Origin of the sequence: Mucilaginibacter flavus, assembly GCF_030409315.1 — a bacterium.
In the GTDB taxonomy this organism is placed as follows: Bacteria; Bacteroidota; Bacteroidia; order Sphingobacteriales; family Sphingobacteriaceae; genus Mucilaginibacter; species Mucilaginibacter flavus.
This window is the reverse complement of sequence record NZ_JAUFPS010000089.1, coordinates 29004-54398: the sequence shown is the minus strand read 5'-3', so window position 1 is coordinate 54398 and position 25395 is coordinate 29004. Positions and strand designations below refer to the sequence as shown.

Below are 25395 nucleotides of genomic sequence, written 5' to 3'. Positions count from 1 at the left end.
GCATTTGCTGCAACTCAAAAGTCAGCTAACCCAGTGGTCAATTTGGCCCGGAACAGGGTGGTCAACATCTCCATAATATACACGCTATCAAAGGAATGTAAAAAGATCTTAAAAGAATACAAGATTGATTACACAACTGAACCCTTTAAAAGCAATCTGGAAATATTTCTCGGAACACTTTACAGTTTAAGATTTTATCTTGATCAGACTAGAAATGAAGCGGAACCAGCTAAGGTCGATCAGGTCATCAATGCCACAAAGCACTTCATTCTCTAACAATGCTTAAATAAATATAACGAGGGTAAAGACACTGTAATCTTAAATAACTATCAAAATTTCTATCGCAAACTTTCTCTAAGAGATAGCAATCTCCCTAAGCCAAACATCTTCACTACAAATTACGACCTCTACTCAGAAAAAGCAATGGACGAATTGGGAATACCCTATACAAACGGCTTTTCAGGATTTGTCGAACGATATTTTAATCCGTCAATTTTTAATTATGCGTTAGCAGAACAGATGGACATAAGTTCTTTCAAATGGAGTGTTATCGATAGCTATATCTACCTCTTTAAGATTCACGGTTCGGTTAACTTTCGAAATTGCTTAACCTGGCGCCACAGTTAAATTGAGTGTTACCCGCTTCTGACAGCAATATCCAAACGGGAAGGTCGTTCATTTTGAATAAAGCAGGGAAGCCCCATTCCTGTTTTTTTTCACCTATTCCATTTTTGTTACCCCTATAAAAGTCTTCGTATGAATCCGTGTAGGCCTGTGTCCACCGCTCGGTGCTATCTGCAACATGGAAAGAAATATTCTCAGTCACAACATTGACGACGTCATGGTTACCCCCCGGGAATAATGTACCTGAAAGCTACGCCATCGTTATAAACCCTGAAATAATTTTGAGCTTTTTTTTATTTGTATTTACAAACTCAAAAGACCTTTCTGTACCGAGGTTACGGCAATTTTTACGTTTGCCCGTGAGCATTTGATAATTCTCATGAACTGTAGTCGCCGCACTGGCTGTAATCAAAGCCGGATTGCCGCTAAAAACCTCACCGGTCGTTTCTATTCCAAGTGCCGACGGAAGCAGTATTTCGTTGTATTTCCCTTGCTTTTATACAAAATTTAAAACTTCACACTACCAAAGGCAAGGGGGGCACTTTGGCTGACACCATTTAATGAAACCTTGATCATCTTGTCCGGCGAGCTGACCTCATAGGAACGCGTGTGTTGGGCGTACGTCATGGTGCCGGAAAGTAAAAAGGGAATGATTTTCAAAGCCCGGATCGACCTGGTAAATTTCATGTTTAGTTTATTTGTTTTGTAATTAGCGTTTAGCAATGTGTGTAAATAGTTGGTTTAGTTGGTTACCAGAATTTGCAAAAAAACACAGCGCCACCCGCACCCGGCGACGCTTGTTAATCGACTCAAACTCCATAAAGAACAATGTGCATTAGCGGAGGTAATTAAACTTTAACTTTATTCATAAACATTAATTTCTGAAAATCCTTTACCATTGGCAACCTCCAGCCGGACATAACGCGCGGTTATGGCGTTGAAAAAGTTGATATAATTAATAACCGGGTCGGTTGTTGAGCCGCCCTGACCGGCAACCGGCTGATATATCCCCTGCGATGTCCATGTTGTTCCGTCTGTGCTGGTGTAAATTTTTACAGATGAAGGATAGGTATCAAGACCATAGTTAAGCAGAACGTTGCTGTATGCTTTATTGTAGGCTATGGTCTTAATACGGCGTGAAGCCCCCATGTCCATTGTAATGGAACTATTGCCTCCACTAAAATAGTCTGATATCCAATCAGTTCCGTTATTACCATCTATTGCGTTTGAGGGGATGTAATTACTGCCGCCATAAGGTGTACCATCAAAACTACCGGATGAACTTACTACCCACCCCTGCCTGCTCAGTATGCTTGTCCCAACGGCACTGGTATTGCTTGAATTGTTAAGGTTGTTGAAATTGAGTTGCAGATATACCGTTTTATTTCCTGTTAGTGTATAAGGGTCTCCCGACACTGAGCTAATACTTACCGGAAGTAAATAGGTTTTTGTCCCGTCAAATTTCGATAAATCCGGTATATTAATATTTAAGGGAGCTGATGCCGTAAGCTGTCCGGCAGTTATGACGCTGCTTGCCGATGAAAGGGAATATGAGCCATCCGGAAAAGGCATAAAGCCACTGCCATAACCAGCGACAAGTGTGTTGTCTGCCACAGTATTAACAGTAATATTATCCGGAGAAGCCGGACTGATCTGAACAGATAACGGGATAGCGTTGGCTGACCCTTTTGCGCCTACCGGATAGGTGACAGTTGTTGAACTTCCGCCTGCAATTGCCAGGGAAACAACGGGCTGTTTTACATCCGTAAGCGTGATATTCAGGTAAACAGTTTTAACAGAATCGCTAAGTATAGCCGACGCATTACCAGACACCCTGGTAATAGTTAACGGCAACAAATAATTGGAAGCCCTTAAGCCGGCAAGGTTTTTGAAACTTACTTTTACAGAGTCGGCGGAGAACAGGTTACCTGCTTTAATAGTGAGGCCGTTGGCAGGCGCTTGTAGCGCATAACTGGCTGCCGGCAGCACATAAAATTGCGTGTTATTCGCAGCGTTGTAAGTTTTTACCTTAGTCGTATCTACATCGACTGTGGCCGTAATATCTGTCGATGAAGGTAGGGTTAAATTCAGGCCAACAGCAGCGGTTCCCGAAGCTGTACTAAGTACGGCTATTTTTTGCGTGCGGTTGAGGTTACCTGTGCCCGATATCGAAAGGAACAGGTTTTTTGATGCAGGCCTCTGGCTGTATACCATGTTGCTATTGTCTTTTTTACAGGAAAAAAGCAACATCAGGCAAAGGGCAATCACACCCGAACCGATAAAAATTTTATTTAATCTTTTCATTACTATCTTATTAGTGGTTAATTAATTAGGGCATTTTATGCCTACTACCCAATTATAGTTAGAACCGGCAGAGAACGAATACCCATGTCCTGAATAATCCGTAATAGCATTGCCGGTTCCTTCATTAAACTTCCAATAGGCAAGCAGACCTGCCGAGGCGGGGTCTACTCCACAAAACCCGTTCTGAATTTCACCGGGAGCCAATGCCCTTGACCACAATCGTAATTCACTGATTTGCCCGGCCAGATTTTGTCCATAATAGAAAAGCGATAATTCATTGAACATAAAGCTTTGTCCTGATGCCGCAAAGGAGCCGTCTGCCACACCATTGATGTACATCGTACACGTGCTGCCATCAAAAACGCATGAAATTGTATACCATGTGTTGGTGGCAAACAAGGTTTTTGAGGAAACCTTACCTACGTTATTAATCCATTGGAATTGATTGATGGCATCAGACAATTCACCAAATCTGAAAAAGTTAAATGTATGTGCCGAGGTATTCAAAGTATCCTGAAAATATCCAAGCCTGCTAATGTGTCCACTGGAGGCAAATTGTGAAACCTTGACCCTGAATTCGAACGTGAATTTATTAAGTGTTACTATCTTGGGGAAAGTCCGATCACTTAACGGCCCGTTAGTAACGTCGGCAACGTTGGTCGTTACCACCCTGTTTATTTTGTAAAAAGCTGTTCCCGAACTTTTAAGAACGCCCAAATTACCCTTGGTAACATCTATGGTAACCGGAACCATATAATTACGTCCGTCAACCAGTTTATTGGTTGAGTTTATAGTTAAAGAAACCGCATTTGATACGTTAGAACCTGATTTAATAATACCTGAATTGGCTGACAGGGTGTAAGTGCCAGCGGGCAACGCGTAAAAATTAGTACCATTAGTGGTATTGTACGCCTTAAGTAAGATACTATCCGTTTTGAAAGCTACCGTGATATCCTGGTTAACCATACCTGTTGCGGTAGCCGTAATCGCAGTGCTTGATCCTGCGCCATCAACGGTAAAATTAATCACGTTAGATACATCTGCACCAGTAATCAGTACCACATCCTTATATGCAGGCTCTTTTTTGCATCCGGTAATTACAGACAGCAATAATACCATCATCAAACTGATCGATAGCAGGGAAATTGATAGGCGTTTTCTGTAGAAAATATTTTGATTTCTCATAAAATTAAACTTTTAATTATTTTTTTGCCGGATTACATCCCTGAATCGCTGCCCTGATATATCCATAAGGGGCAGGGTTATAATAATCGCGCTGTCCGTAGAACACGCCAAATCCACCTTTGCGGCCCTGGGTTGGGTTCCACAGGCCAAAGCCTAAAAGGGACGTCACTACGGTTCCGTCAACATTGGTAAAAGGAACACCGCCGGTAGCGAAATAGTCGCCAAAAGTTTCAGCCGGAAAATATTGACCTGGCTTATATCCGTTTAAGGCATTGTAATTATTTTGAAGCTGATTAGCGGAACCATTACCATAAGCCTGCTGTACTACAAAATCAACATATGGTGCCAAAACAGCCGGGGGGATATCGCCGTAATAATCAATATCCAGCAGTTTACCGGTACCCGATTTGGGGCCCACATATTGTGACAGGTAAACCATCAATTTAATAAAGTTATCCGGGCTGGAAAAAATACTGCCATTAGGCTCATAGTCAATGTCTAAACCGTCCAGGTCATTATCATAAACATCTTTCACCAATTTTAACGCGAACTGTTTAATTCCGTTATCATCCTGAGAGTAGGAAGCAAAGCGGTCGGGCGTTACTAATGTAACATCAAGCAGCTTAGTTCCTTTAACCCTTTGATTAAAACGCATTTCCTTATAATCATTAGGATTGTTGACCGAATCAGGAATTCCTCCCCAAAGACTAATTATATCCACACTATCGGGTACGCCGGCAAAACGTTCTCCCAGCGAAGCAGAAATGCCCCCCTTTACGCCGTAATCTGCCAGCCAGATAAAAAACCTGGCATGGTCTGAGTTCTTATAAGCTCTTAATTTGACGTAATAGTCATTGCTGTAAACAGTGGGCTTTTGCAATGTTAGCGGTGTCGGCGTGTTTTGTTTTTGGCAGGCCGATAACCAAAATACCAAAGCCAACATCAAACTCATCTGACTATATATTTTAAATACTTTTTCCATTTTTTGATTTCTTAAATCCTTCAGATCTATTTTTTATCCCACCATAGTTTGGTACCACCGTTATCAGGCCCCCCAAGCAGTGCCACCCCTGTTTTTACACCCGACGCGTTGGTGTTATATTGCGCGGCAGGAAATGGCAAACGCCTCACCTGTATATCGGTGCTAATGGTTCCGTTGCTGTTGTTTACCAGCACCGGCAAAATTTTAGGGTAGCCGGTTCTCCTGAATTCGCTCCAGGCTTCCTGCCCGTCAGGATAAACTGCAATCCATTTTTGTGTGATGATCCGCTCGAGCTTTGTTTCAAAGGGATCAGCATCATTCCACTTTATGGTGATGTTGCTCGGACTTGTGCTAAAACTATTACTGCCGTTAACCATATCAGTATAGCTTACGGGCGTACTTGTAGCATTGTTGAGGTAACCACTGGCATCGCCGGCCCCTGTTTGTGTAAATGACGCGCTGACGCCCTGGTTGTAAAACGTGCCGGCAACGCCGCCCATATTCCATCCCCGCAAAGCTCCCTCCGCCCTCAGAAAAAATATTTCAGGGGCGCTCATCCACGGTACGGGTGTGGTTGTTGTAACATTAAGTTTGGAGCATTTACCATAGGCGGTACGGTCATTAACGTTAATGCCTGTACGGATGCCATGATAACCACCAAAATCAGACTGTTTGAAGTAAACACTCAACCGCGGATCGTTGTAGCCGGTCAGGTAGCTTTCCATTGTCGCACCCATTCTTATGTCATTGAAATTGTCGGTAATAATTTCGAGCGGGTTATGAAAATTGTACCCATTGTAAGTTCCTAAGGCAGCATTGTCGGCGTTAGATGTAAAAACCCCGTAGGAGTCGTTAACGGCGTCTTCCGCATTTTTCTGAGCCAGCGCAGCATCAGCATATACTACCCGCATAGCCATTCTTAACCGTAAAGAATTAGCGAATTTTACCCATTTAGTGTAATCTCCGGCATACACGGCGTCAAAGTTTACGAGCGGTTTACCCGAGGGATTTTTCACTATATAATCTTTCAAAACGGCCCGTGCCGAATCCAACTCCTTAAAAAAGGTCTGGTAAACAACCTGCTGGCTATCATAATCGGTGCTTAATCCCGCACCACCGGCACGCGTGTAAGGAAGGGGGCCATACATATCTGTCGTGCGCTGAAAAGAGGCAACTTTAATGATTTGTGCAACGGCGTACACATCCGGAGCTGTTGCTTTCACCTTTGTTTTTATTTGCAGATAACCGGCCAGGACGCCGGAGTAAGACCTATCGAAAGCTGCCCCGTACCAGCTTGGTATCAGGTTGTAGGTTGTGTTATTTGATCCTCCGAACCAGTTATTGCTTGCTCCCTGTTGTCCTGAAAATACGTCGCCGGCCAGGTTCTGAACAATCTGGTATACCTCGTCGCCAAAATTGTTGGGACCGCTTCCCGGATTCGCAATCGGAAAAACATTTTTTTCCATTTGAACGATAAAGGTTCCGATATACAGGTTATCAGCTTTCAGCATATCGTCTGTAACCTGCGCGGGATTAGTGTTTATCTTGTCGAAATTTTTTGTACAAGATACCAGCAAGCTTAAAAACAGTAAGCTACACGCTATCGCAGCCTTGATGCAGCGATGGCGTAAATAAATATTTTTTCTCATCTTATCTATGAATTACTTAATCGGTTAAAATTGCACAGACACGTTAAAGCCTATACTCCGGAAACTTGGCTGCCTGAAGAAATCGACCCCCTGGTAAAACGTGCCGGTTGACGCAGTTGATTCGGGATCAAAAGGTGCTTTGTTGTAAAACATAAAAATGTTTTTGCCTGTAAGGCCAAGTGTGGCTCCCTTCAATTTATTCCGGAAGAAACCGGCGGGAAAATGATAGCTTAAAGTGGCCTCCCGAAGCCGCACATTTGTCGCACTGTATACATAGGGGGCGCCTAAACCGGAAACGCCTCCACCTGTTACAGCATAGTAATCCTTAGCAGGTACAAGACCACCGTTGACCATTACTCCACCTGCATCACGTGCCTGGGCCGAAACTTCAGAAACGCCGTACCGATCAAGCAGTGCCTGGGTGGCAGATACGCCGATACCTCCAATCCGTGCGTCCACTAAAAAACCGAGGGTGAGATTTCTGTAGGAAATGCTGTTGCGAAAACCGATGTTAAATCTCGGGTCGGCATTACCTGCATATATATAGGTATTATTCGCCGCCGTAACCTGTCTTGTTCTCGGATCAACTACGATAAACCCATGTTCATCAGTTGCCAGTGTGTTCACGTAAATATCACCGGTCGTACCACCAACAGTGGGCCTTTGCAAATAACTACCGGTTGACGCTGCCACTATAGAATCAACTTTCACCGTATTACCTTTGCCGTCCGCATAACTGAATAAGGACCTGATTTTATTCCGGTTAAGGGAAAATACCATATTGGATGTCCATTTTACCTCACCGAACCGGGCATTGACTCCAAGATTTGCTTCGATGCCCTTATTATCTACCTGGCCGGAATTGACGCGCAGTGTCGATGCTCCATTACCGGATGTATTGGTTACACTGTAGTCAAAAATCTGTTTATAAGTGGAGGATCTATAAGCTGTAACATCAAGACTGATGAGGTTATTAAATAACCTGGTATTAATTCCGACTTCGTATGAGCGGGTACGCTCCGGCTGAAGTGTAGGAGAAACCTGTATACCCAACGTATTTACCGTCTGGTTGGTAAAATCATAGTGGGGGTTAGTCAGATATGGGTTGGGGGGAGTACCTACTTCACTGTAAGATCCCCGAACTTTCAGATATGATAAGGTGTTTGAGTTAATTCCGAATAGATCGGTTATAACGCCGGACAGGCCTATAGAAGGATAGAACAATGATTTTTGAGTTGAACCTGATAAGGCTGAATTCCAATCGGTGCGGCCTGTTATATCCAGGAACAAACCGCTTTTGTAAGCGAACTGTGCGGTTTCGTAGATTGCCTGGTTTTGTGAATGTACGGATGTAAAAGGCACTTTGGCGCTGGTAAGGTCTACATTGGTTAAGGTGAAGTAATCAGGAAGCGTGATCAGGTTGCCGCCTAAACCATTAACTAAAAGTTGCCGGTCGTCGTAACTCCCGCCTAAAAACGCGTTTACGCTAAAGTCCTTTAGTTTATAAGTGGCATTCAGCAACACATCTGCGTACGTTTGGGTCTGGTTGCTTACGTTCCTGAAATATGCACCATCAGGTCCTGCAAGAATGCCGGATGTGGAAGCATAGTACTTTGATTCGTTTACTACCTGCGTATTATCATACTTGGCGCGTGATACGACGTTTAACCAGCTGTTGATGGTATATTTAGCTGATGCATTCAGTAAATAACGCTTGGTTTTGTTGGTATTGATGTCGCGGTTTACAATCCAATAAGGGTTTTGCATAGCAAATCCCTGATCACCAAACGGCCAAAACTGGGTTTTAAAATTCCGCGTCGCATCATAGCGTTCATAAACCTGGTATTTAATGATATCATCTCCCCTCGGGAATAAATATATGGGCACCAACGGGTTATTATACAAGCCTTGCGTGAGCAAATTCTGATCGGCCTGCTGCACATACATCACGCCCAAATCCATGGTAAGCTTATCGTTAAAAAAATTGGCCGTATTGCGTAAGGTAAGGTTAAGCCTGTCAAGCTCATTATTAGGGATAATACCTTTACCATTGGTATTGGCCGCGGATATATAGGTCTGATTTTTTTGTGTTCCCGTTGATAGGCTCACGCTGTTATCAAGATACATACCTGTCTGGAAAAAATCTTTGGGTTGGTAGGTTGAAGGCGTTGCCAGTCTGGCGCCCCAGCTGTCAAACCCGCCTGGTGTTGATCCATAAGTATTTTGAAATTTCGGTAAAACAAAAGGGCTGAAAAAACTCGTACTGCTGGAAAAGTTGACACTGGTTTTATCGGCAGCGCCTTTCTTCGTGGTAATCAGTATAACCCCTCCTGACGCATTGTTACCATATAAGGCCGCAGCTGCAGGTCCTGTTAAAACCGAAACGGTTTCGATGTCATCCTGGTTTAGTTGTGAAATACCATCGCCGCTACTGTTTGCCCCGCTAAATACATCCGGTACTCCGCTTGCACCGTTAAAATTAAAAAGCGGAACACCGTCGATTACATACAGCGCGTTATTCTTGTCGTTACCTAACGATTTGGTACCACGCAGGACAACTCTTGCCGACCCTCCTATACCCGCAGAACTGGTATTAATGGTTGCACCCGCAACCTTACCGGCCAGGTTATTTACAAAGTTACCGTCATTTTGGGCGTTAACATCACTGGCTTTTAACTCCTGAACATTATAGGTCAGTGACTTAGCAGATCGCTTTATATTGAGCGCTGTGACAACCACAGCATTCAATTCATTGTTTAATTCTTTTAACGTGATCCTTACCGGGTTTTGGTCTGTCACCTTGAATTCAGCGGTGTTAAAGCTGATGTAGGAAACAACCAAAATATCTCCAATGGAAGCATCGATGCTAAAATCACCGTTGATGTCTGTTAAAACACCCCTGGTCGTGTTTTTTAACCTGATAGATACCCCTACGAGGGCGGTCCCTTTTCCGTCTGTCACTTTTCCCTTAACTGTAAACCGGGCCGCAGTCGTTCTGCTGATAGTGGTAGCAGCCACCTGGGGATTGCGCAGACTAACGATAATTGATTTATCCTGCAGCTGATATTGTAAAGGCTGTGTTTTAAATATTTCATCTAAAACAGTTCGCAGGTCGGTATCAGTCGTGTTGATAAAAACCGGTTTCGCTATTTTAAGTTCGCTGCCGCTGATGATAAAGCTGTACCCGCTTTGCAAGCTGATCTTCTTACAAACTTCTTTTAACGAAGTGTTTTTTTCAGAGAGGCTGATCTTTTGTGCCATCGAAGCAGCGCTAACCTGCATAAGGGTTACCAGTAAAATCAGGGTCGTCAATCTCATAATGAGCAATAATTTATTAATGCACCGGGTTGGCGCAGCACGTTTAGGAGTATAATTTTTATACATTTGTAAACTGGTTTATAAGTTAGTATGATCGCAATTTTGTTAACATGATCCAGGCTATGGCTATTAGTGTTCGAGCACTAATAGCTTTTTTTATGGATCAGGGCCAAATGTTTATTCTTTAACCATAATCCTCCTTCCTTCGTAGGTTATGTGAACTCCTGGTGATTGGACAAGCTTTAATACCTGATTAACACTCAGAAACTTAGATACCCGGCCTGTAAAGGTTTCCCCGGTTATTTTTCCGTCGTAGACAACATCCACATCGTACCACCTGGATATTTGACGCATAATGGTTTGTATATCAGTATCGGTAAATTCAAAGAAGCCGTCCTTCCAGGCTACGGCCTCCCGCACATCAACGTTTTCGAGATTGATCTTATTGAGCGTGACCGCCGCCTGTTGGCCGGGTTTAAGGGTCCTGGATGCTCCCCTGACCATTACCCTCACCGCGCCCTGCAATAAAGTAGTTTTACTAACCAATTCCTTATCATAGGCATTTATATTAAAATGCGTACCTAATACTTCAATAGTTTGTTTTTTTGTTATCACCCTGAACGGATGTGTAGCGTCATGGGCAACTTCAAAATATGCCTCACCCGATAATTCAACTTCCCGGTTCTTACCTGAAAATATTGTTGGGTACCTTAGCGACGATGCGGCGTTGAGCCAGACATTGGTGCCATCAGCCAAGGTAAGACGATATTCCCCACCGCGCATTGTAGTCATGGAATTAAATTCCGTCGCGCCGGTTTTTTGGTCGTCTGCGCGGTATACTATCTGACCGCTTGTCTTTTTATTAATAGTTACGCTACCCTGGCTGGCCAACATGCCGTTCTTCGCACCGGTGAGGACAATTTGTCTGCCACTAGCTAAAGTTAAAAAAGCTTTGCTGGTGTTGTGGTTAACTCCGTAACTTGTTCCCTGTACTTCTGACGTGCTTTGTTTACCTTTCGGATTAAAGTAAAACAGTCCGGCTCCTATTATCAACAGCAGGACTGCCGCGATGGACATGCTTCTGATCAAAGGAAAAGAGACACGCCGGTGAGGACTGGGCCTGTGAAGATCTATCTGCGCGTTTATATGCTGAAATATTCTGTCTTTTGCCCTTGTTTTTTGTGAAAGAGACATACCGTCGCCGTATTTGGCGGCAGAGGCAGGATGGTCATACCACTCATCTATTTCACGGCGCTCTGATTCAGAAGCGGTTCCCTTATTTAACTTGTTAATCAGCAAAATGATACGCTCATCGCTGTTTCCCTGATGCATGCCCATATCAATGTAGTCGTACAACTGGCATCAAGGTTCTATCTCCAAATTAAAATAATTTTGAAAATTTACAACTAATTGATTTACAGATAGAAAAATTACAAGGCCGAAATTGATTTCAAACAGGAATGCGATAAAGCCAGCGCGCAAATGATCATCAATTCCAAATGGCCGCTGTTTAATTCGTTTCTAAGAATATGTATCGCCTTGTTCAGGTGTTTTTTTACCGTGCTGACACTGATCCCCATTCTATCCGCGATGCATTGATGCGATAAGTGTTCGAACCGGCTTTTAACAAAAACCTCCCTGCATTTTGGCGGAAGTTTACTAACTAACTCCAACAGTTTTTTTTGCAGCTCTTTTATATTTAACTCATCATCCGGCATTAAATCGGGGACAGCGTTTTCCTGGATGATATTGTCAATGTTTTTGTAATGCAGCTGCTGAACGCGGTAAGCATCAATCACCTTATATTTAAGTGCCGTTTTAAGATAAGCTATCAAGGACCCGGCAGGTGAGATTTCCGCACGTCTGATGTATAAGTTCACAAATACCTCCTGAACTACTTCTTCAGCGTCCTCATGGGAATGAAGCCGCTGATAAGCGGCATCAGCCAGACTTTCCCAATGCCGGTTATAAATTTCGGTAAAAGCAGCGTGATCGCCTTTTTGTAATAGTAAAAGAAGTTTTTCTTCGCTGTAAGTATTATAAGAAGACACGCTAATTGGTTATAATAGGCCAATATAACTAATTGTTAGTTAATTATTAAATTCAGCGCTTACCTCAATGCAAACTATTCTTTCTTCTGTAATTATCAATTCAAAAATTCGTTAGTTGGGGCTGGTTTTACCAGATAGGGCGTTAACATGGCACATAACATTGTCGGGATGTCTTCCACATCGCAAATTAACCTGCCGGAACAGTAGTCAACAGTGATCACGCGCATCGTGCTGATCAGTATCCAAATCAGGCTGTCAACCAATTTTTCATCCCGAAGAATAAAAGTTTTTTCGATCTCACCCGCTGTAAGCAGCCGCTTTATAAAGTCGAACTGCCGTTTTTCGCGATGCTCTCTTAATAGTTTTAAAACATGGACATCCTCCATAACTTCACGGGAAAATACCACGGAACGGTTTATTCGCTTTTTTATAAAATTGCATTTAGCAAACTTGAATAGAACACTACAGAGCGAAAGGAACACTATGTTAAAATTCGTTAGCTGTAACAGAGTTGGTTGCTGGTGACCCGTTTATCCGGATGACTTTTGAAGATAGTAAAAAAGCCAAAGAAATTGCTTGCGAACGGGGTATCAAGATTTTCTTCATACGCTTATCATGAGCGAACAAGCTTCAATCAATCAGGTTAACTACTATAATTAAATAAAACATGGAAACATTACATCAAGAACACACCGAGACCAGCGGGATCGTCAAAAGTTACCTGGCAAACAAACATGGGGATATTTCTGCCCTGGAACTGGCCATAGAAAATGGAACCAAAAAAATTAGTTTTCCGCCTCATGCGGCAAAAAGCGTTATAGCCAAAGCCGGTCAGGGCAGTTTTATTAAAGCTGTTTACCAAGAGGAAAAGCCTAAGCACGAACCCAAAGGCGATAAAAAGCCCAAACTTAAATTACTGGCGATTAATGGAATACCCGGGGGAGATCTGGTCATTGAAACAATCAAACCTCAAAAAAACCAGGGCGATCCGCTGACGGAAACATTGACATTTTCCGGCTTCGAACTTCTTAAAGGGAAAAAAGGCGAGCTGGTTGGTATTAAAAGCGGGAAGCAATTAGTGCATATCCACAAAGAAGACCAGGCACTTGCGGAAATCATAAAACCGGGTTCGACATTAGAATTAACCGGAATTAAAAGAACGGATCCGGGTTTCGTTAATCAAAACCAGGACGATGTGTTTCATATCCAAAAATTGTTGATAGACGGACAGGAATATCGCTCAAAAAAATAAATACATGAACTCATCTCCCCTGATTTTCGCACACATTGGTGATCTGCATATCACGAAAGCCAAAGAACAAAACTATATTGACCTGCTATCGATCGTAGCGCAGATAGAAACAGAGATCAGTGATCAGCTTGACTTTGTTGTATTGCCAGGTGATAACGCCGATAACGGTTTACCTGAACAATACAAACTGGTGGCCGCGGCCTTAAAAATGCTGAGTGTCCCTGTTTATATCCTGGCTGGTGACCATGACATGGAGCAGGGAAGCCTGGATAACATGTATCAGATACCATTAACCAGGCAGCTTCCGCTATCCGTATTGCACAAGGATAACCGATGTTTGTTTATTGACGTTTGCGGGTCGGGTGATGGTGGGCCTGACTTTCGGATTGGCCACAAGCAATTTCACTGGTTACAAAATGAACTGGAAGCGGCCAGCAATGCGGGAGAAACCATACTTTTATTTATGCACACCTTTCCGGCCGACCTGAAAGAGCCGGCAGAGCGTCAGTTATTGAATATTTTACTGGAAAAGCATGCTGTACTGCTGGTTGATATGGGGCATACCCATTATAATGAAATCACCAACAACGGGCAAACCATATTTACGGCAACCCGCTCAACCGGACAAATCGAAGAAGGACCGGTTGGTTATTCGCTTACAGCTATTCATGATGGTGTTGTCAGCTGGCGTTTTAAACAGCTCGCCGATCCATTTCCCCTCGTCATGGTTACCGGGCCGGTTGATCACCGTTTACTGAATAGAGATAATCAGACGGTCCGGGGAGATCAGGAAATTTCAGCTGTTATTTTGGGTTCAAGGAAAACGATAAAAGCAGAATACAGGATTGGTATTTCGGATTGGCAAGAGATGTTTTTTTCTGAAACAGGTAATCTGTGGAAAGCAACCATTCAGGTGAAGGATAGGTCGATAAATGAGTTGACTGTTAAAGCTACCGACGCGACAGGCCGACCCGGTATCTGGACTATTCAACCACCAACGAACGATTATACCCAAGGTGAATTTGTTCGGGATGGCAGTGATGCAGATACCATCGGCGCCTGGCCGGAAAATGGCCTTTTTGGTACTCAACTTGGGCCCAACAGTAACGGTAAGCCATCATGAATCACACCTTAATCTGGGTCATTTCTTTTTTGGCTATTGCAAGTGTGATCATCCGTCCTTTCAAAGTTGCCGAAGCTATTTATGCCTTAAGCGGGGCAACACTGCTATTGATATTTCAATTGATTAAGCCATCGGATGCATTGACCGGCATTGGCAAAGGACTGGATGTCTACTTGTTTTTGACGGGGATGATGCTGCTTGCTGAAACAGCCCGGGAAGAAAAGCTTTTCGACTGGTTGGCAGCTCATGCTACGATAAGGGCTAAAGGATCATCAGGAAGATTATTTTTATTGATCTATCTTGTCGGCGTGGTCATAACTACATTCCTGTCAAATGATGCTGCGGCAGTTGTGTTAACTCCTGCGGTTGCCGCAGCGGTTAAGGCGGCTAAAGTGGAAAAAAACTTGCCTTATTTGCTGATCTGCGCTTTCATTGCCAATGCTGCATCGTTTGTCTTACCCATATCTAACCCGGCGAACCTGGTTATTTACGGCACGCACATGCCGTCATTATTGCATTGGCTGGGACAATATTTGATCCCATCAGTTTGTTCGATCACGGTAACTTACTTCATGCTCCGTTTTACGCAACGCAGCAGTTTAAAAGGTAGGATTACAAGGGACATCGACTTACCTCAATTGTCTCCGGGCGGCAAAACTGCCTTATTCGGCATCTGCGGGACAGCGGTAATTTTACTGGCATCTTCAGCCTCAAACTTTCAATCGGTTTACCTACGGCGATCACCGGCGTTATCACCACCGTAATCGTATTGGCCAGGGCAAAAAAAAGCCCCTTCACTATCATCAAAGGCATATCATGGGCGGTATTGCCACTAGTGGCAGGCCTATTTGTGATCGTTGAAGCTTTGAATAAAACTGGTATGACCCAGCAATTGTCCCTGCTTTTAAATCATATCGTTTCCAGATCCGAAACGGCAGCAATATGGCTGAATGGATCTGTCGTTGCATTTGCCTGTAATTTGATGAACAACCTGCCGGCGGGTTTGATTGCCGGAAGTGTTATCCAAAGCGGGCATACGCCTGAAATGGTAAAAAGTGCTGTTTTAATTGGCGTAGACCTGGGCCCGAACCTTTCCATCACGGGTTCTCTGGCAACAATTTTATGGTTGGTTGCTTTGAGACGAGAAGCTCAGGAAGTCAAGGCCTGGACATTCTTAAGATTGGGGAGTGTGATTATGACCACGGCGCTGATTATAACCTTACTCTCCCTTTGGATATGATAATTCTTGCATTGAGTAGTAATGTGGGTAATCGGGAGCCATTGAGTTGCTAAACGTGTTCCGCCCCAACTTGCTGTCCCATTTTGGAATAGCAAGTTTTTAAATTCTTCATCTGTCAGGCGAAACTCACTCATGATGATTATTTAAAGCTTGTATTTAAAGCTGTAAGGTCACCAAATCTGACCTTACAGCCTCTCTCATTTTGTTCTCTGGTACCACAAACCTGACATGTCAATTTGGAATATCAGGTTTGAAAAATTAAGATGTTACCAATACATAATTGTACTTAGCCAATGCCGGCACCGGCTTCACCGTATCCTATATCGCTTCAGCATGTTCCAATTCTGTTTAAGGCTCCGGCGCAGTAACCAGATATTTTTCACGTAACGGCGCCAAATCCATACCTATTTTACCGTGCAAATTTTAGCATAGTGTTGGGTCTGCCGGAGGGTCGTATGCCCCAGCATTTTAGCGACAGTTTCGATCGCTACGCCATTACTCAGCGTCACGGTAATCGCAAAAGTATGAGGACTTGCGTTTTGAAACTCTCGATGATTTTAACCTGTGATACAATCATCCTGTCCATTTCCGTTTTGATCGGAATGAGCAGCATATTTTCCTGGTTTCGGATAAAACCAATATACTGCTGGTGGTTTTTCATCAGCGCATTCTTTAACAACTCATCATTCAGCAACGGGGCTTTCTTGCTTTTATAAAAGTAGTCGACCATCTAGATAAACACTTGCCGCTTTGTTCTGCCCAGTTTAAGGGCAATCTTTTCAAACTTCTGGTCTACCGCAACCGGGTATCTCACTGATCTTACACTGATATCTTATATGCTAATTTTCCATATTACTGCATAGCTATTTATACATTTATGCCTTGATCCCTCTATGCGGGATACCGCTGAGTATCATGTTTTCTTTTATTACATAGGCGCAAGCGCTCTAAAGTATTATACGTCCCCCGTAGCGAAGCTTAGGACAAGCAAAGTAGGGCTCTGCCCAACCTCCGCTTGCTCACTTCGCTTTTCTTCCTGATTTGCAAAACAAATCATTACCGGTGCAGCCAATAGCTGCACCGGATTTATATATCTGTTTATCCGTATATCGGGATAACTGGTTATTCCGATATGCAACTATCCGTACAGCCCGGTATACAGCTATACCGATACAAAGTATCGGGCTACACTTCCAAATCGGTGGGCCAGTGAATCTGGCTGCCGAGTCTGGGGTGATAAGAGGGTTCATAATGGATATAACCATATTCGTCGAGTTCTTTGATACACTTGTGATAGGTTGCAATGGATGCGACCTTGGAAAACGCCATAAGCGTTTTCCGGGTCACACCAAACGGACTTACAAAGCCATTCCGCTGCCAGCAGATAAATAAGCCTGTGAACAAACCGAGATGGGTTGGCAGTAAGCGGTTGTCCTTTTCCATTCGCTTAAGCAGGCTGGCATAGCCAGCCAGTTCTTTAACAATTTTCTTATTCAACTTCATTTGCCATCACCCTCCAAGATCTTGTTGATATCTTCCAGTTTGTAGTACATAATGCTGCCGACTTTTGTAAATTGCAGTGTACCGTTGATCCGCAGGTTTTGAAGTGTGCCAGGCGAAATACCTAAAAGCTTTCTTACCTCCGCACTCTTCAGCCACTTCTTGGTACTGGCCTGTCCCGGATGTATGATCCTTTTAATTTCGTTGAGCAGATCGCTCTTAAATTCCAGTAAATCCCCTTTGGTGATCAGTTCCACATTCATCTGTTCCTCCTTGTTTTAATCGTTGTTCAAATACCTGCAAGTATTTTGCATTGCAGGAAACTTTATCCCTAGTATGGATAATTATGATCCGCACTTTCCAGGTGCAGGCGCTAGATCACAATGCACAGCAGGTTAGCTGTTCAATCCCCGGATACAAAGCGGGTCATTGAACGGTATGAAGGCAAATGTGAAAGCAAAAAGGGCAAAATGAATGACCATTGGGGGCGTTTGGTCATGGATAAAAAGACAAAAGCCTATTTCTTAGGCTTTTGAATAATTTTGAAGAGTTTGTCTTTTTCAGCAATGATCGTGTATTTCGGTGGTGGATTATCCTTATCAGCCGGGAAGTAATTCTGGGCGGTGCCGATAGCTATGGGTTTATCACCATTGAGAAAGTGCTTGGCGACCAGTTTGTACCAGGGACTTGCCGTTTGGCTGTTCACCAGCTTATTGCCATTCGGTAATTTCAGTTCCCTTATTTGGTCAATCAGATCGATAAATACCGGCATGCCGTCTTTGCTGATGACGATCTTTTCACCCGCTTCGTATTTCATGAATTCTTTAATCTGGTTTTCAAGTTCTTTGATCCTTCTTTCTAACTGGTCAATCTGTTTGTTTTTATCGCTGATGACCGATTCCAAAGGTTGCGTTTTATGCCACTTGTCAATGCTTTCTAAATACTTCAGAAAAACTTCCAATTTGGCGGTAAATTTCAATCCCTGTGCAGATGGCTTCAAACCTTTATAGAATTTGATCCGGGTGTTTATGATGTCATAAACGTGTTCGAAAAAAGCTTCTTCGTTGCCAGCGTTGTTTTCCAGGAAGTAATTTAATTGGTGATTGTAAAACGAAGCATATTCATCTTGTTTGATCTTATAGACCTTATTAACAAAGAAATTTAAACCGAAAATCTTGTCTGAAAATATCAGCCAGCCAATATCGTAACGATCAGGAAATAACTCAAAGCGGCCACGGAATTTAAAATAGCTATCTGAACTCATAAAAACTATAATATGTTTTTATAAACGATATATTATAATTTTAGTTTATCTGATTTAAAAGGAGATATTAATTATTGAAACGGGTTCGATTCCCCTATGGGCTATCAAGTAAAGCCGTTGTATCCAGATAATTTATTTGAGACAATTTTTTAGGCGGTGGAGGAGGCTCTCGTCGTTGACAAAATTTATCTTTCGCTTCAGTTTAAATTGTTCCTTAATCGTGTAATCCATTAATATTTTAGATTTAAATAGTCAATTAATTCTTATGTAGTAATATTTTTCATTAATAAGTTTTAGCACTTAGCGCAGGTTTTGAGTAGGAATTGACCTGCTTTACAAAGTATTTGTCTTAAAGTCACAAGTAAGTTAACCCGCATGCACCCACATAACATTTGCACTGAGGTGTGGGGGGATTAGAATAAATAAAATAGAAGCCCCTACTTATTTAATGATACGACCAAGCGCAGCGGTTAAATCGTCACCTATTAAATTTACTTCAATTATTTTTCCTGATGGGGCGATCAGGAAGTTTGCCGGTATGGATTCAACTTTGTAAAGTAACGCCACCGCATTTTGATACCTTTTTAAATCGCTAAGGTTGGTCCATGTTAACTTGTCCTCTGCAACGGCTGCCAGCCAGTTTTCTCTGTTATAATCTAAAGAAACACTTACGATAGTAAAATTTTGGTTTTTATACTTTTCATAAACACTTGCCAGGTTTTTATTTTCGGCACGGTCCCACCTGTTCCAACTTGCCCAAAAATTAAGCAATATGTATTTGCCCTTGAATTGCGACAAGCTAAATGGAATATTTTGCGTATTTGTTTGTGTGAAATTGTTGGCTTTAGTGTTTTTGAACGACAGTACGTTGGTCAATACCCTTATAAAAGAATTGCCGGCTGTATTTCCTTTAGCGAGGGCTTTTTTATACCATTCAAAAGCCTTGTCAAAATCTTTGGGTACACCCAGTCCTTTTTCATACATACTGCCTATTTGTACCATGGCGATGTCGTCGCCCTGATCGGCGGCCTTTTTCAATAATAGCATTGCGGTATTATACAAATTCTGATCCAGGTAACTGCTTCCCTGTTTCTGTAAATTTTCTGCAATAGTGGTTACATCGTAATATTTAACATATAAATCTAAACATCGTGCAGTACATTGCTCTGCAAATTTTTTTTCATCCGCAGAGGCGTTGTTGTAGGTTGCATCAACAATTTTAATCGTAGTAAGCAGCATATTGTAATAAGCATGCTGAAAAGCCGCGCGGTAATTTTCAATGTCATATTGTTTCGAATTTTTTTCATCCGCTGCATAGGCATGCAGATTACTTAAATAATAATTAATGGCCCTATCATATTGCTCAAAGGCTTTTTTTGTGTAGGCGGAATTATGGGTAACAGCGGCTGAATCGGCATAAATATTACCGATAGTTACCGAAGCATCCATTTGCGCCAGGCCGATAAAGCCAAGCTGTATTGTTGAGCCCCCTAGGTCTCCGAAATAAATCTCGTAATATACTTTATGGTGCAGGTACTTGCGTTCGGTAACAATTTGATCCTTATTTAAATATAAATTTTCTGCATGTTTTAATAAATTTAATGCTCTTAGTACGTCGACAGCTATATTGTTTTTGGCATCGCCTTTTAAATAGGCTAAGGCATTAAAATAACTTTTATAAAAATCCCCCACCTTTTCGGCGTATTTATCCTTGTTCACTTTATCCAGATATATTGTTTTGCGTTCGTAAACATCCGAGTAATAAGGCATGCTCAATACATCATCGGGTATGCCATGCATTTTTCCCATAGGCTTATTTCTGAAGGTAAGCGTTCCATCAGCATCTACGCTGCCCTGATCGCCCTGCACCGAATCCAACCGTGCGTGCAAACTGTTTAACAACATGAGGCCGGGCAATAGTCGCATAGGATACCGGCTTAATTCCGTTATCTTACGTGTACTGTTTATTACCACGCCAAAATTTTTCACCATGTCGCGTTTGCGTAGCTCCGCTGCCTTTCGCTCGGCCGACCATTCGTTAATCCGAGCAGTCATATCGGCATTATTCTCTTGGTCTTTCCTGAACTTCCTGTCCATTATGCCGCTTATCACGTTGGTTACCTGATCGCCTAACTGCTGCATTTGTTGTTGGCTTTGCTGTTGTTGTAACTGCTGCACCTGCTGTAGTTCGGCCCGGTTGCCACTGGCCTGGGCGTTGATGGCCGCTAAGTTGAGGTCAAGTGCCTTGTTAATATCGTTGGTATTATACTGGGCGTCATTAATATAGGCGTTGGCTTTATTTTGGTACTGCACCTGTTGCATTGTTTGGTTGCTATTTGTTAAAGCAACCGCTTCTACGTTAGGCCGGGTATTTTCTGCCCTGTCACCAATTACAGCTGCCCTGGGTCGCAGAGTATTATTCGCCTTTGAAGGCTCATTAAGCAATTTATTTGTTCTGTCCTGCGAAGATTGAGGTAGCGGGTTTTCATTTGCTTTTTTCTTTCCGGGTAATTCTTTGTACATCACGTTGTAAACCCTTATCACTTCATATCCTACCATAAAATTCCCTGAATCGGTAAAAACACCAGTTTTATCAAGTTTGACATATGAGAATGTCTCCGTTCCGGTTACCCCGTTTGGTTTTTTATAGTCTACCTTAAACATTAGGTAAGCATCCGGAATAGCAAACAGATTTTCAAACCTATACCAAATGTATTGGCAGTCTTCCTTTTTTGATATAGGCTGTTTGAACGATATTCGAAAATTGGTATTGGCACCAGGCGTGTTGAGATTTTGCCAAAAACCCCAGTCATTGTAGCAGGATTTGGATTGCGAATAGGCAGTAAGTGTTATATTTAGAATAATTACGGAAATAAAAAGTATTTTTTTCATTATCTGTTTACTTTGTTCTTGATGATTTTATTAAGCGCAACGATGAATACCTATATTTTTGACTCATAAATAGAATAACTGAAACCCAGCTTATTAAATGTTTCTTTTATTAATCTTTCAAAATGTAATTTAATTTTTCGTTTATCGGAAATCCGCCATGCTTACCGCTAAATCTTGAATTCTCGATTGGTTTGCCGTACTGGTCGTAAAAACCAAAGCTGGAATAAGCAGAATGCCGCGAGTTGGTAATAATAATATTGGGATAATTACTTACTTCACCAGCAAGTTTGCTTATCCACAGATTTTCTAAGCCCAAATACGAAAGATTTTTTTCCGTGTCCTCTGCCAACACAAAAATCTTCTTTTTAAAAAGCAACCAGACTATTTTAATTTCAAATGCGGCATTTTCTATCGTCTTATACTTGATTGTATCGGTCATCATTTTATTTTTTGCCATCGCTGCATAAATGAACCTTGCCTTCTTATAAATAGTTGCTTTGGTACCACAGGCAAAACCATCCATTTTACCTATGATGGCTTCTTCTATTTTGGTAAGTTCAAGAATTTTACCATCTCTGAATTGAATGCGGTATTTATCTGTTAGGGTATCTACTTTTTCAAATACCCCATTGCCTCCATATTTTGCCATGGCCAATTTTATTACAGAAATGGAGGCACAGTTTGCAGCAGTATCCTGATAAAAAGAAGTTATCGTCCCTAAATCAGGTATTTGTTGTGCTTTTGCACTAACAAGACTTAGAATAAATACGACAATTAAAAGGGCTTTTCTCATTTTTTACTTGCTTTTATACTGTATGATTTTTCTTTTATAAGGGTAAATTGAGATTTTGATATAAATCTCCTATTTACACCATCACTAAAAAATCCCCATTTGTTGGGATTTTTCTGTTGACTTAATTTTAGCATCTATTATTGCTTTTTTTTCGAAAATAACTATCATAAATTATTCATTTTTAATACTTTATTTCTATTTTTAATCATCAAAACCAATTATGCGCTTATCTTCCCCGCTTGATTTTACTTATAAGGGCCATCTTCAGAACGCATTTTACAACGGGGAGCAAACCGATGAGGAGGAAATACAGGGTATGCTGGGTAAATTCCGCGAATTGAGTAATTTTTCATTCCCATCCTTACCAACTTATTTCGCAATTGATTATTCAAAAGCATCCTACAAGCTGATGACGGAGAATTTTAAATCAGTGATAGGTTTTGACAGCAGGGAATTTATAGAGAGCGGTTTGGGCTTGGTTATGAATTTGTTTCATGCGGATGACTTTAAGGTCTACAATGAAAAGGTATTTAGCGCTAACATGCAATTTTTAAAAAACACGGCCCAAAATCTTCACAACGAATACATTTTTTCTTACACTTTCCGTGTCAGGAGTGCATCAGGTAAATACAAATGGATATTGCAGCGCGGCTCATACCTTACCTCCCAGGAAAGCGGCATACCATTAATATCGATGGGTATGGTGATGGATATTACTAACTTTAAAACTGATAGGGTTATTCTGCATACCATCGAAAAAACAGATCATGATAATGGATTATTTAATACCATTAATCTCCAGACCAATCACTTTTACCCTCATGAAGAAGATACTTTACTTACTCATCAGGAAATAAATGTACTGAAATGGCTAGCCGAAGGATGGAGCAGTAAACAATTAGCCGACAAGCTTTTTGTTAGTGAGCATACTATTATCACCCACCGTAAAAACATGTTAAAAAAAACCAACACCAAAAATGTGGCTGAACTTGTTGCATTTTCCATTAGAAACCGCATCATCTAACTATAAAATAGCTTTTAACAATCATGCTTTATAGTCAAACTACCGGCTCAGGAAATAAACATATTATTTTTTTACATGGAAATTCATCATCGCATGAAACCTGGGATAATGTAATCAATACAGACGCCTTGAACGGTTATACGGTAGTAACCTTGGATTTGCCCGGGCATGGAAAATCAGATAGAAGTTTAAACCCTGAAACGGAATATACACTAAAGGGTATGGGCGCTTTGATTTATGAGTTCATCTCAAAGTTTCAATATTCTGAATATATTATTGTCGCCTGCTCAATTGCTACTAACTTCGTTTCAGAAATAATGCCAAACCTGATTAACTGCAAGGGACTATTTTTAACAGGGGCATGTGTAATTGGTAAAGGGCTTACCACATCGGACATATTACAACCCAACCCCAATTTAGCAGCGTCATTCATATCATACCCTACTGATGAGGAATTAAATGCCTTCATTGATGATATAGCTTACTGCATATCGGAAGAAATGAAGCAGAAGTATAGAGACAGTTTTTGGAGCACCGATCCTTTATTCAGATCAACATTAGGTAAAGCTATAGCCACTGAAGAATGGGGCGATGAAATTGGGAACTTAGAAAATAAAAATATAGATATACCTGTTGCCATCGTTTACGGTGAGATGGAAAAGATAAACAACGTTAACTATCTCAATAAATCAACAATAAAAAAATGGATGGACGAAATTATCTTGATCAAGGACGCCGGACATTTTGCGTACCTTGATCAGCCAAGCGTAGTTGCTGACTTAATTAAGAATTTTGCAATAGATTGCTTTCAGAAACAAGCCATATTATATTGACCACTTTTGATACTGATAATAACTCGATTATTGAAAATTTAAAAACGGCGAAAAAAATCAAGAAATTTGGTTTAAAAGAAAAGTCGAAATGACTTTCATAATAAGACGAGGTTGCACATACTTGTATAAGTATCTATTGGCATATATAAATATGCCCTCCTAAAAAGGCTTTACCTACTTAATCTGACCAACTAATTCTATATGTCTACAATAATTGGCCTTTATCCACCCTGTTTCCACGTGCGCGTTTATGGGCTACTCCCCCCGCTGCTTAATCCACACAAAGCTCCAGATTTTTTGCATTTACATTGCAATAGCTTCCTCGATGTTATGTGGAAATGCCAATTTCTTTGACCCCTCTTCGCCAATTTGCAAATTCCTAACAATAAATTGGCTGTCAGTACAAAAAGTGGTCAAATCAAAATTGACGAAGAGCGGTCAATATAATGTGGTCTATCCAGGGATGCAACCAAGAATAGTTAGTATTTGTTTCTTTTGCTTCTTTTCTTTGTAAAGAAAAAAAATCGCGGCACAACGGGTTGCCTAAGGTTAAGTGTAAATGGGGCTGGGCGGTGTTAGATGGATTATTTCATCCGGCCAAAAGCCGTAAATCCGCTAAAAAGGGGTTCGAAAAGCTTCCCCTACGGGCTTAAAAGCCGGAGTGACTGCGGGTGTGAGTGTGCGCCATTCGCTGTGGCTTTTCTTCATCACTATCTCTGACAGCCAAGCTTTTATCTCATTCACCCTCAACATGTTCGATTGCGAAAATCTGGAAGTAGAAAATACTTTTGTTTTAATCATGTGGATTTATTATTAGGGATAAGTGAAATACGAAAAATATACCTACCTTGAATTTGTTTAAACCTTACTATTAATGATTACTGAATATAAATTTATTGATGGTCAGCATCCGAAGTATTTGATCCGACAAGGCCAAGGGAGACAAGCTTCGAGCAAACAAAAATCCCGAAAAACTCATTGGGGGATATTCCAACTTACGTTCTTTCTTTTAGTACCCCTATGTTAGTAGCTGTTGTAGCGTATCTGCTGCAAAAAAGAAAAGGCACCAAGTTCAAGCAAAAATACATTGAAGTACATCCGGACGGCAGAAGGATAGAAAAATCAGTTGAATATACGTTCCACTAAAATGAAGGTGTCGACAGTAAAACAATAGCTGCAATAATCGAACAAATTACTCATACTCCTCAATGAATTATGAAAGAAGCTTTTTTGATCCAATTGGTAATAGATTTGTAATCCCTCAAATTGAAGTAGAAAACCTCATTGAAAATTTTTTGCATGGGAAAATGCCAAAGTACTCTATCAGCACTAAACCATCTCAAAATTCATATTAACATCAC

General features: G+C 41.6%; 21 protein-coding genes and 2 pseudogenes. 7 read left to right on the top strand and 16 right to left on the bottom strand.

What is annotated here, in order from left to right; all coding sequences use genetic code 11:
* Nucleotides 1-276, top strand: a 276-nt coding sequence (locus QWZ17_RS25735; protein WP_435404588.1) for a hypothetical protein, incomplete at its 5' end; no start/stop codon positions are given.
* Nucleotides 277-589: 313 nt separating this feature from the next.
* Here QWZ17_RS25735 and QWZ17_RS25730 read toward each other — a convergent pair.
* The 11 genes and pseudogenes from QWZ17_RS25730 to QWZ17_RS25685 all read right to left on the bottom strand — a co-directional run.
* Nucleotides 590-844: pseudogene (locus tag QWZ17_RS25730) on the bottom strand (glycoside hydrolase family 97 N-terminal domain-containing protein); the annotation flags it as partial.
* A gap of 1 nt (nucleotide 845) precedes the next feature.
* Nucleotides 846-1096, bottom strand: a pseudogene (locus QWZ17_RS29710) (glycoside hydrolase family 97 N-terminal domain-containing protein).
* A gap of 35 nt (nucleotides 1097-1131) precedes the next feature.
* Complete coding sequence (locus QWZ17_RS25725) at nucleotides 1132-1311, bottom strand: hypothetical protein (protein WP_290308208.1); 180 nt, start codon at nucleotides 1309-1311, stop codon at nucleotides 1132-1134.
* A 174-nt stretch (nucleotides 1312-1485) separates the two neighbouring features.
* The gene (locus QWZ17_RS25720; RefSeq protein ID WP_290308207.1) at nucleotides 1486-2928 is read right to left on the bottom strand and encodes a BT_3987 domain-containing protein; all 1443 of its coding nucleotides are present in this window, start codon (nucleotides 2926-2928) and stop codon (nucleotides 1486-1488) included.
* A gap of 21 nt (nucleotides 2929-2949) precedes the next feature.
* A complete protein-coding gene (locus QWZ17_RS25715; RefSeq protein WP_290308206.1) occupies nucleotides 2950-4113 on the bottom strand; it encodes a DUF1735 and LamG domain-containing protein in 1164 nt (387 codons plus the stop codon).
* Between the two features lie 16 nt (nucleotides 4114-4129).
* Nucleotides 4130-5095 (bottom strand): glycoside hydrolase family 18, encoded by a 966-nt coding sequence (locus QWZ17_RS25710; protein WP_290308205.1) that lies wholly within the window; start codon nucleotides 5093-5095, stop codon nucleotides 4130-4132.
* 26 nt (nucleotides 5096-5121) lie between these two features.
* The gene (locus QWZ17_RS25705; RefSeq protein WP_290308204.1) at nucleotides 5122-6744 is read right to left on the bottom strand and encodes a RagB/SusD family nutrient uptake outer membrane protein; all 1623 of its coding nucleotides are present in this window, start codon (nucleotides 6742-6744) and stop codon (nucleotides 5122-5124) included.
* 24 nt (nucleotides 6745-6768) lie between these two features.
* Nucleotides 6769-10062, bottom strand: coding sequence for a SusC/RagA family TonB-linked outer membrane protein (locus tag QWZ17_RS25700; protein ID WP_290308203.1), 3294 nt, complete (start codon nucleotides 10060-10062; stop codon nucleotides 6769-6771).
* A gap of 177 nt (nucleotides 10063-10239) precedes the next feature.
* Nucleotides 10240-11418, bottom strand: a complete 1179-nt coding sequence (locus QWZ17_RS25695; protein WP_290308202.1) for a FecR family protein — start codon at nucleotides 11416-11418, stop codon at nucleotides 10240-10242.
* Between the two features lie 74 nt (nucleotides 11419-11492).
* Nucleotides 11493-12113, bottom strand: a complete 621-nt coding sequence (locus tag QWZ17_RS25690; RefSeq protein WP_290308201.1) for an RNA polymerase sigma factor — start codon at nucleotides 12111-12113, stop codon at nucleotides 11493-11495.
* 95 nt (nucleotides 12114-12208) lie between these two features.
* The gene (locus tag QWZ17_RS25685; RefSeq protein WP_290308199.1) at nucleotides 12209-12520 is read right to left on the bottom strand and encodes a hypothetical protein; all 312 of its coding nucleotides are present in this window, start codon (nucleotides 12518-12520) and stop codon (nucleotides 12209-12211) included.
* 260 nt (nucleotides 12521-12780) lie between these two features.
* Between QWZ17_RS25685 and QWZ17_RS25680 the strand changes: the two genes are divergently transcribed.
* Genes QWZ17_RS25680 through QWZ17_RS25665 form a run of 4 tightly spaced genes read left to right on the top strand, consistent with a single transcriptional unit; the run spans nucleotide 12781 to nucleotide 15728 of the window.
* Nucleotides 12781-13365 (top strand): hypothetical protein, encoded by a 585-nt coding sequence (locus QWZ17_RS25680; RefSeq protein WP_290308198.1) that lies wholly within the window; start codon nucleotides 12781-12783, stop codon nucleotides 13363-13365.
* A 4-nt stretch (nucleotides 13366-13369) separates the two neighbouring features.
* Nucleotides 13370-14488, top strand: a complete 1119-nt coding sequence (locus tag QWZ17_RS25675) for a metallophosphoesterase family protein (RefSeq protein ID WP_290308197.1) — start codon at nucleotides 13370-13372, stop codon at nucleotides 14486-14488.
* Nucleotides 14485-15252, top strand: coding sequence for an SLC13 family permease (locus tag QWZ17_RS25670; protein WP_290308196.1), 768 nt, complete (start codon nucleotides 14485-14487; stop codon nucleotides 15250-15252). Before QWZ17_RS25675 ends, QWZ17_RS25670 begins: the two co-directional genes overlap by 4 nt.
* Before the next feature lie 5 nt (nucleotides 15253-15257).
* A complete protein-coding gene (locus QWZ17_RS25665; protein ID WP_290308195.1) occupies nucleotides 15258-15728 on the top strand; it encodes an ArsB/NhaD family transporter in 471 nt (156 codons plus the stop codon).
* Between the two features lie 1185 nt (nucleotides 15729-16913).
* On the opposite strand, the gene QWZ17_RS25660 is transcribed toward QWZ17_RS25665, so the two are convergent.
* From QWZ17_RS25660 to QWZ17_RS25640, 5 genes are all read right to left on the bottom strand, one after another.
* Complete coding sequence (locus tag QWZ17_RS25660) at nucleotides 16914-17225, bottom strand: hypothetical protein (RefSeq protein ID WP_435404587.1); 312 nt, start codon at nucleotides 17223-17225, stop codon at nucleotides 16914-16916.
* Nucleotides 17226-17227: 2 nt separating this feature from the next.
* Nucleotides 17228-17491, bottom strand: coding sequence for a helix-turn-helix domain-containing protein (locus QWZ17_RS25655; RefSeq protein ID WP_290308193.1), 264 nt, complete (start codon nucleotides 17489-17491; stop codon nucleotides 17228-17230).
* Between the two features lie 254 nt (nucleotides 17492-17745).
* Complete coding sequence (locus QWZ17_RS25650) at nucleotides 17746-18492, bottom strand: hypothetical protein (protein ID WP_290308192.1); 747 nt, start codon at nucleotides 18490-18492, stop codon at nucleotides 17746-17748.
* Between the two features lie 441 nt (nucleotides 18493-18933).
* Nucleotides 18934-21384 carry a redoxin domain-containing protein gene (locus tag QWZ17_RS25645; RefSeq protein ID WP_290308191.1) on the bottom strand — a complete coding sequence of 817 codons (2451 nt, stop codon included), beginning with the start codon at nucleotides 21382-21384 and terminating at the stop codon, nucleotides 18934-18936.
* Between the two features lie 109 nt (nucleotides 21385-21493).
* Complete coding sequence (locus tag QWZ17_RS25640; RefSeq protein ID WP_290308190.1) at nucleotides 21494-22177, bottom strand: hypothetical protein; 684 nt, start codon at nucleotides 22175-22177, stop codon at nucleotides 21494-21496.
* A 220-nt stretch (nucleotides 22178-22397) separates the two neighbouring features.
* Here QWZ17_RS25640 and QWZ17_RS25635 point away from each other — a divergent pair, with 220 nt between their 5' ends.
* Both QWZ17_RS25635 and QWZ17_RS25630 read left to right on the top strand, forming a co-directional pair.
* Nucleotides 22398-23201, top strand: coding sequence for a LuxR C-terminal-related transcriptional regulator (locus QWZ17_RS25635; RefSeq protein ID WP_290308189.1), 804 nt, complete (start codon nucleotides 22398-22400; stop codon nucleotides 23199-23201).
* 23 nt (nucleotides 23202-23224) lie between these two features.
* A complete protein-coding gene (locus QWZ17_RS25630; RefSeq protein WP_290308188.1) occupies nucleotides 23225-24034 on the top strand; it encodes an alpha/beta fold hydrolase in 810 nt (269 codons plus the stop codon).
* The last annotated feature ends 1361 nt before the right edge of the window (nucleotides 24035-25395 follow it).

What these genes read in the sequence shown, in the direction of transcription:
- QWZ17_RS25725 (WP_290308208.1), bottom strand. Translation starts at nt 1,311, where the DNA reads ATGAAATTTACCAGGTCGATCCGGGCTTTGAAAATCATTCCCTTTTTA.
- QWZ17_RS25720 (WP_290308207.1), bottom strand. Translation starts at nt 2,928, where the DNA reads ATGAAAAGATTAAATAAAATTTTTATCGGTTCGGGTGTGATTGCCCTT.
- QWZ17_RS25715 (WP_290308206.1), bottom strand. Translation starts at nt 4,113, where the DNA reads ATGAGAAATCAAAATATTTTCTACAGAAAACGCCTATCAATTTCCCTG.
- QWZ17_RS25710 (WP_290308205.1), bottom strand. Translation starts at nt 5,095, where the DNA reads ATGGAAAAAGTATTTAAAATATATAGTCAGATGAGTTTGATGTTGGCT.
- QWZ17_RS25705 (WP_290308204.1), bottom strand. Translation starts at nt 6,744, where the DNA reads ATGAGAAAAAATATTTATTTACGCCATCGCTGCATCAAGGCTGCGATA.
- QWZ17_RS25700 (WP_290308203.1), bottom strand. Translation starts at nt 10,062, where the DNA reads ATGAGATTGACGACCCTGATTTTACTGGTAACCCTTATGCAGGTTAGC.
- QWZ17_RS25680 (WP_290308198.1), top strand. Translation starts at nt 12,781, where the DNA reads ATGGAAACATTACATCAAGAACACACCGAGACCAGCGGGATCGTCAAA.
- QWZ17_RS25675 (WP_290308197.1), top strand. Translation starts at nt 13,370, where the DNA reads ATGAACTCATCTCCCCTGATTTTCGCACACATTGGTGATCTGCATATC.
- QWZ17_RS25670 (WP_290308196.1), top strand. Translation starts at nt 14,485, where the DNA reads ATGAATCACACCTTAATCTGGGTCATTTCTTTTTTGGCTATTGCAAGT.
- QWZ17_RS25655 (WP_290308193.1), bottom strand. Translation starts at nt 17,491, where the DNA reads ATGAATGTGGAACTGATCACCAAAGGGGATTTACTGGAATTTAAGAGC.
- QWZ17_RS25650 (WP_290308192.1), bottom strand. Translation starts at nt 18,492, where the DNA reads ATGAGTTCAGATAGCTATTTTAAATTCCGTGGCCGCTTTGAGTTATTT.
- QWZ17_RS25645 (WP_290308191.1), bottom strand. Translation starts at nt 21,384, where the DNA reads ATGAAAAAAATACTTTTTATTTCCGTAATTATTCTAAATATAACACTT.
- QWZ17_RS25640 (WP_290308190.1), bottom strand. Translation starts at nt 22,177, where the DNA reads ATGAGAAAAGCCCTTTTAATTGTCGTATTTATTCTAAGTCTTGTTAGT.
- QWZ17_RS25635 (WP_290308189.1), top strand. Translation starts at nt 22,398, where the DNA reads ATGCGCTTATCTTCCCCGCTTGATTTTACTTATAAGGGCCATCTTCAG.
- QWZ17_RS25630 (WP_290308188.1), top strand. Translation starts at nt 23,225, where the DNA reads ATGCTTTATAGTCAAACTACCGGCTCAGGAAATAAACATATTATTTTT.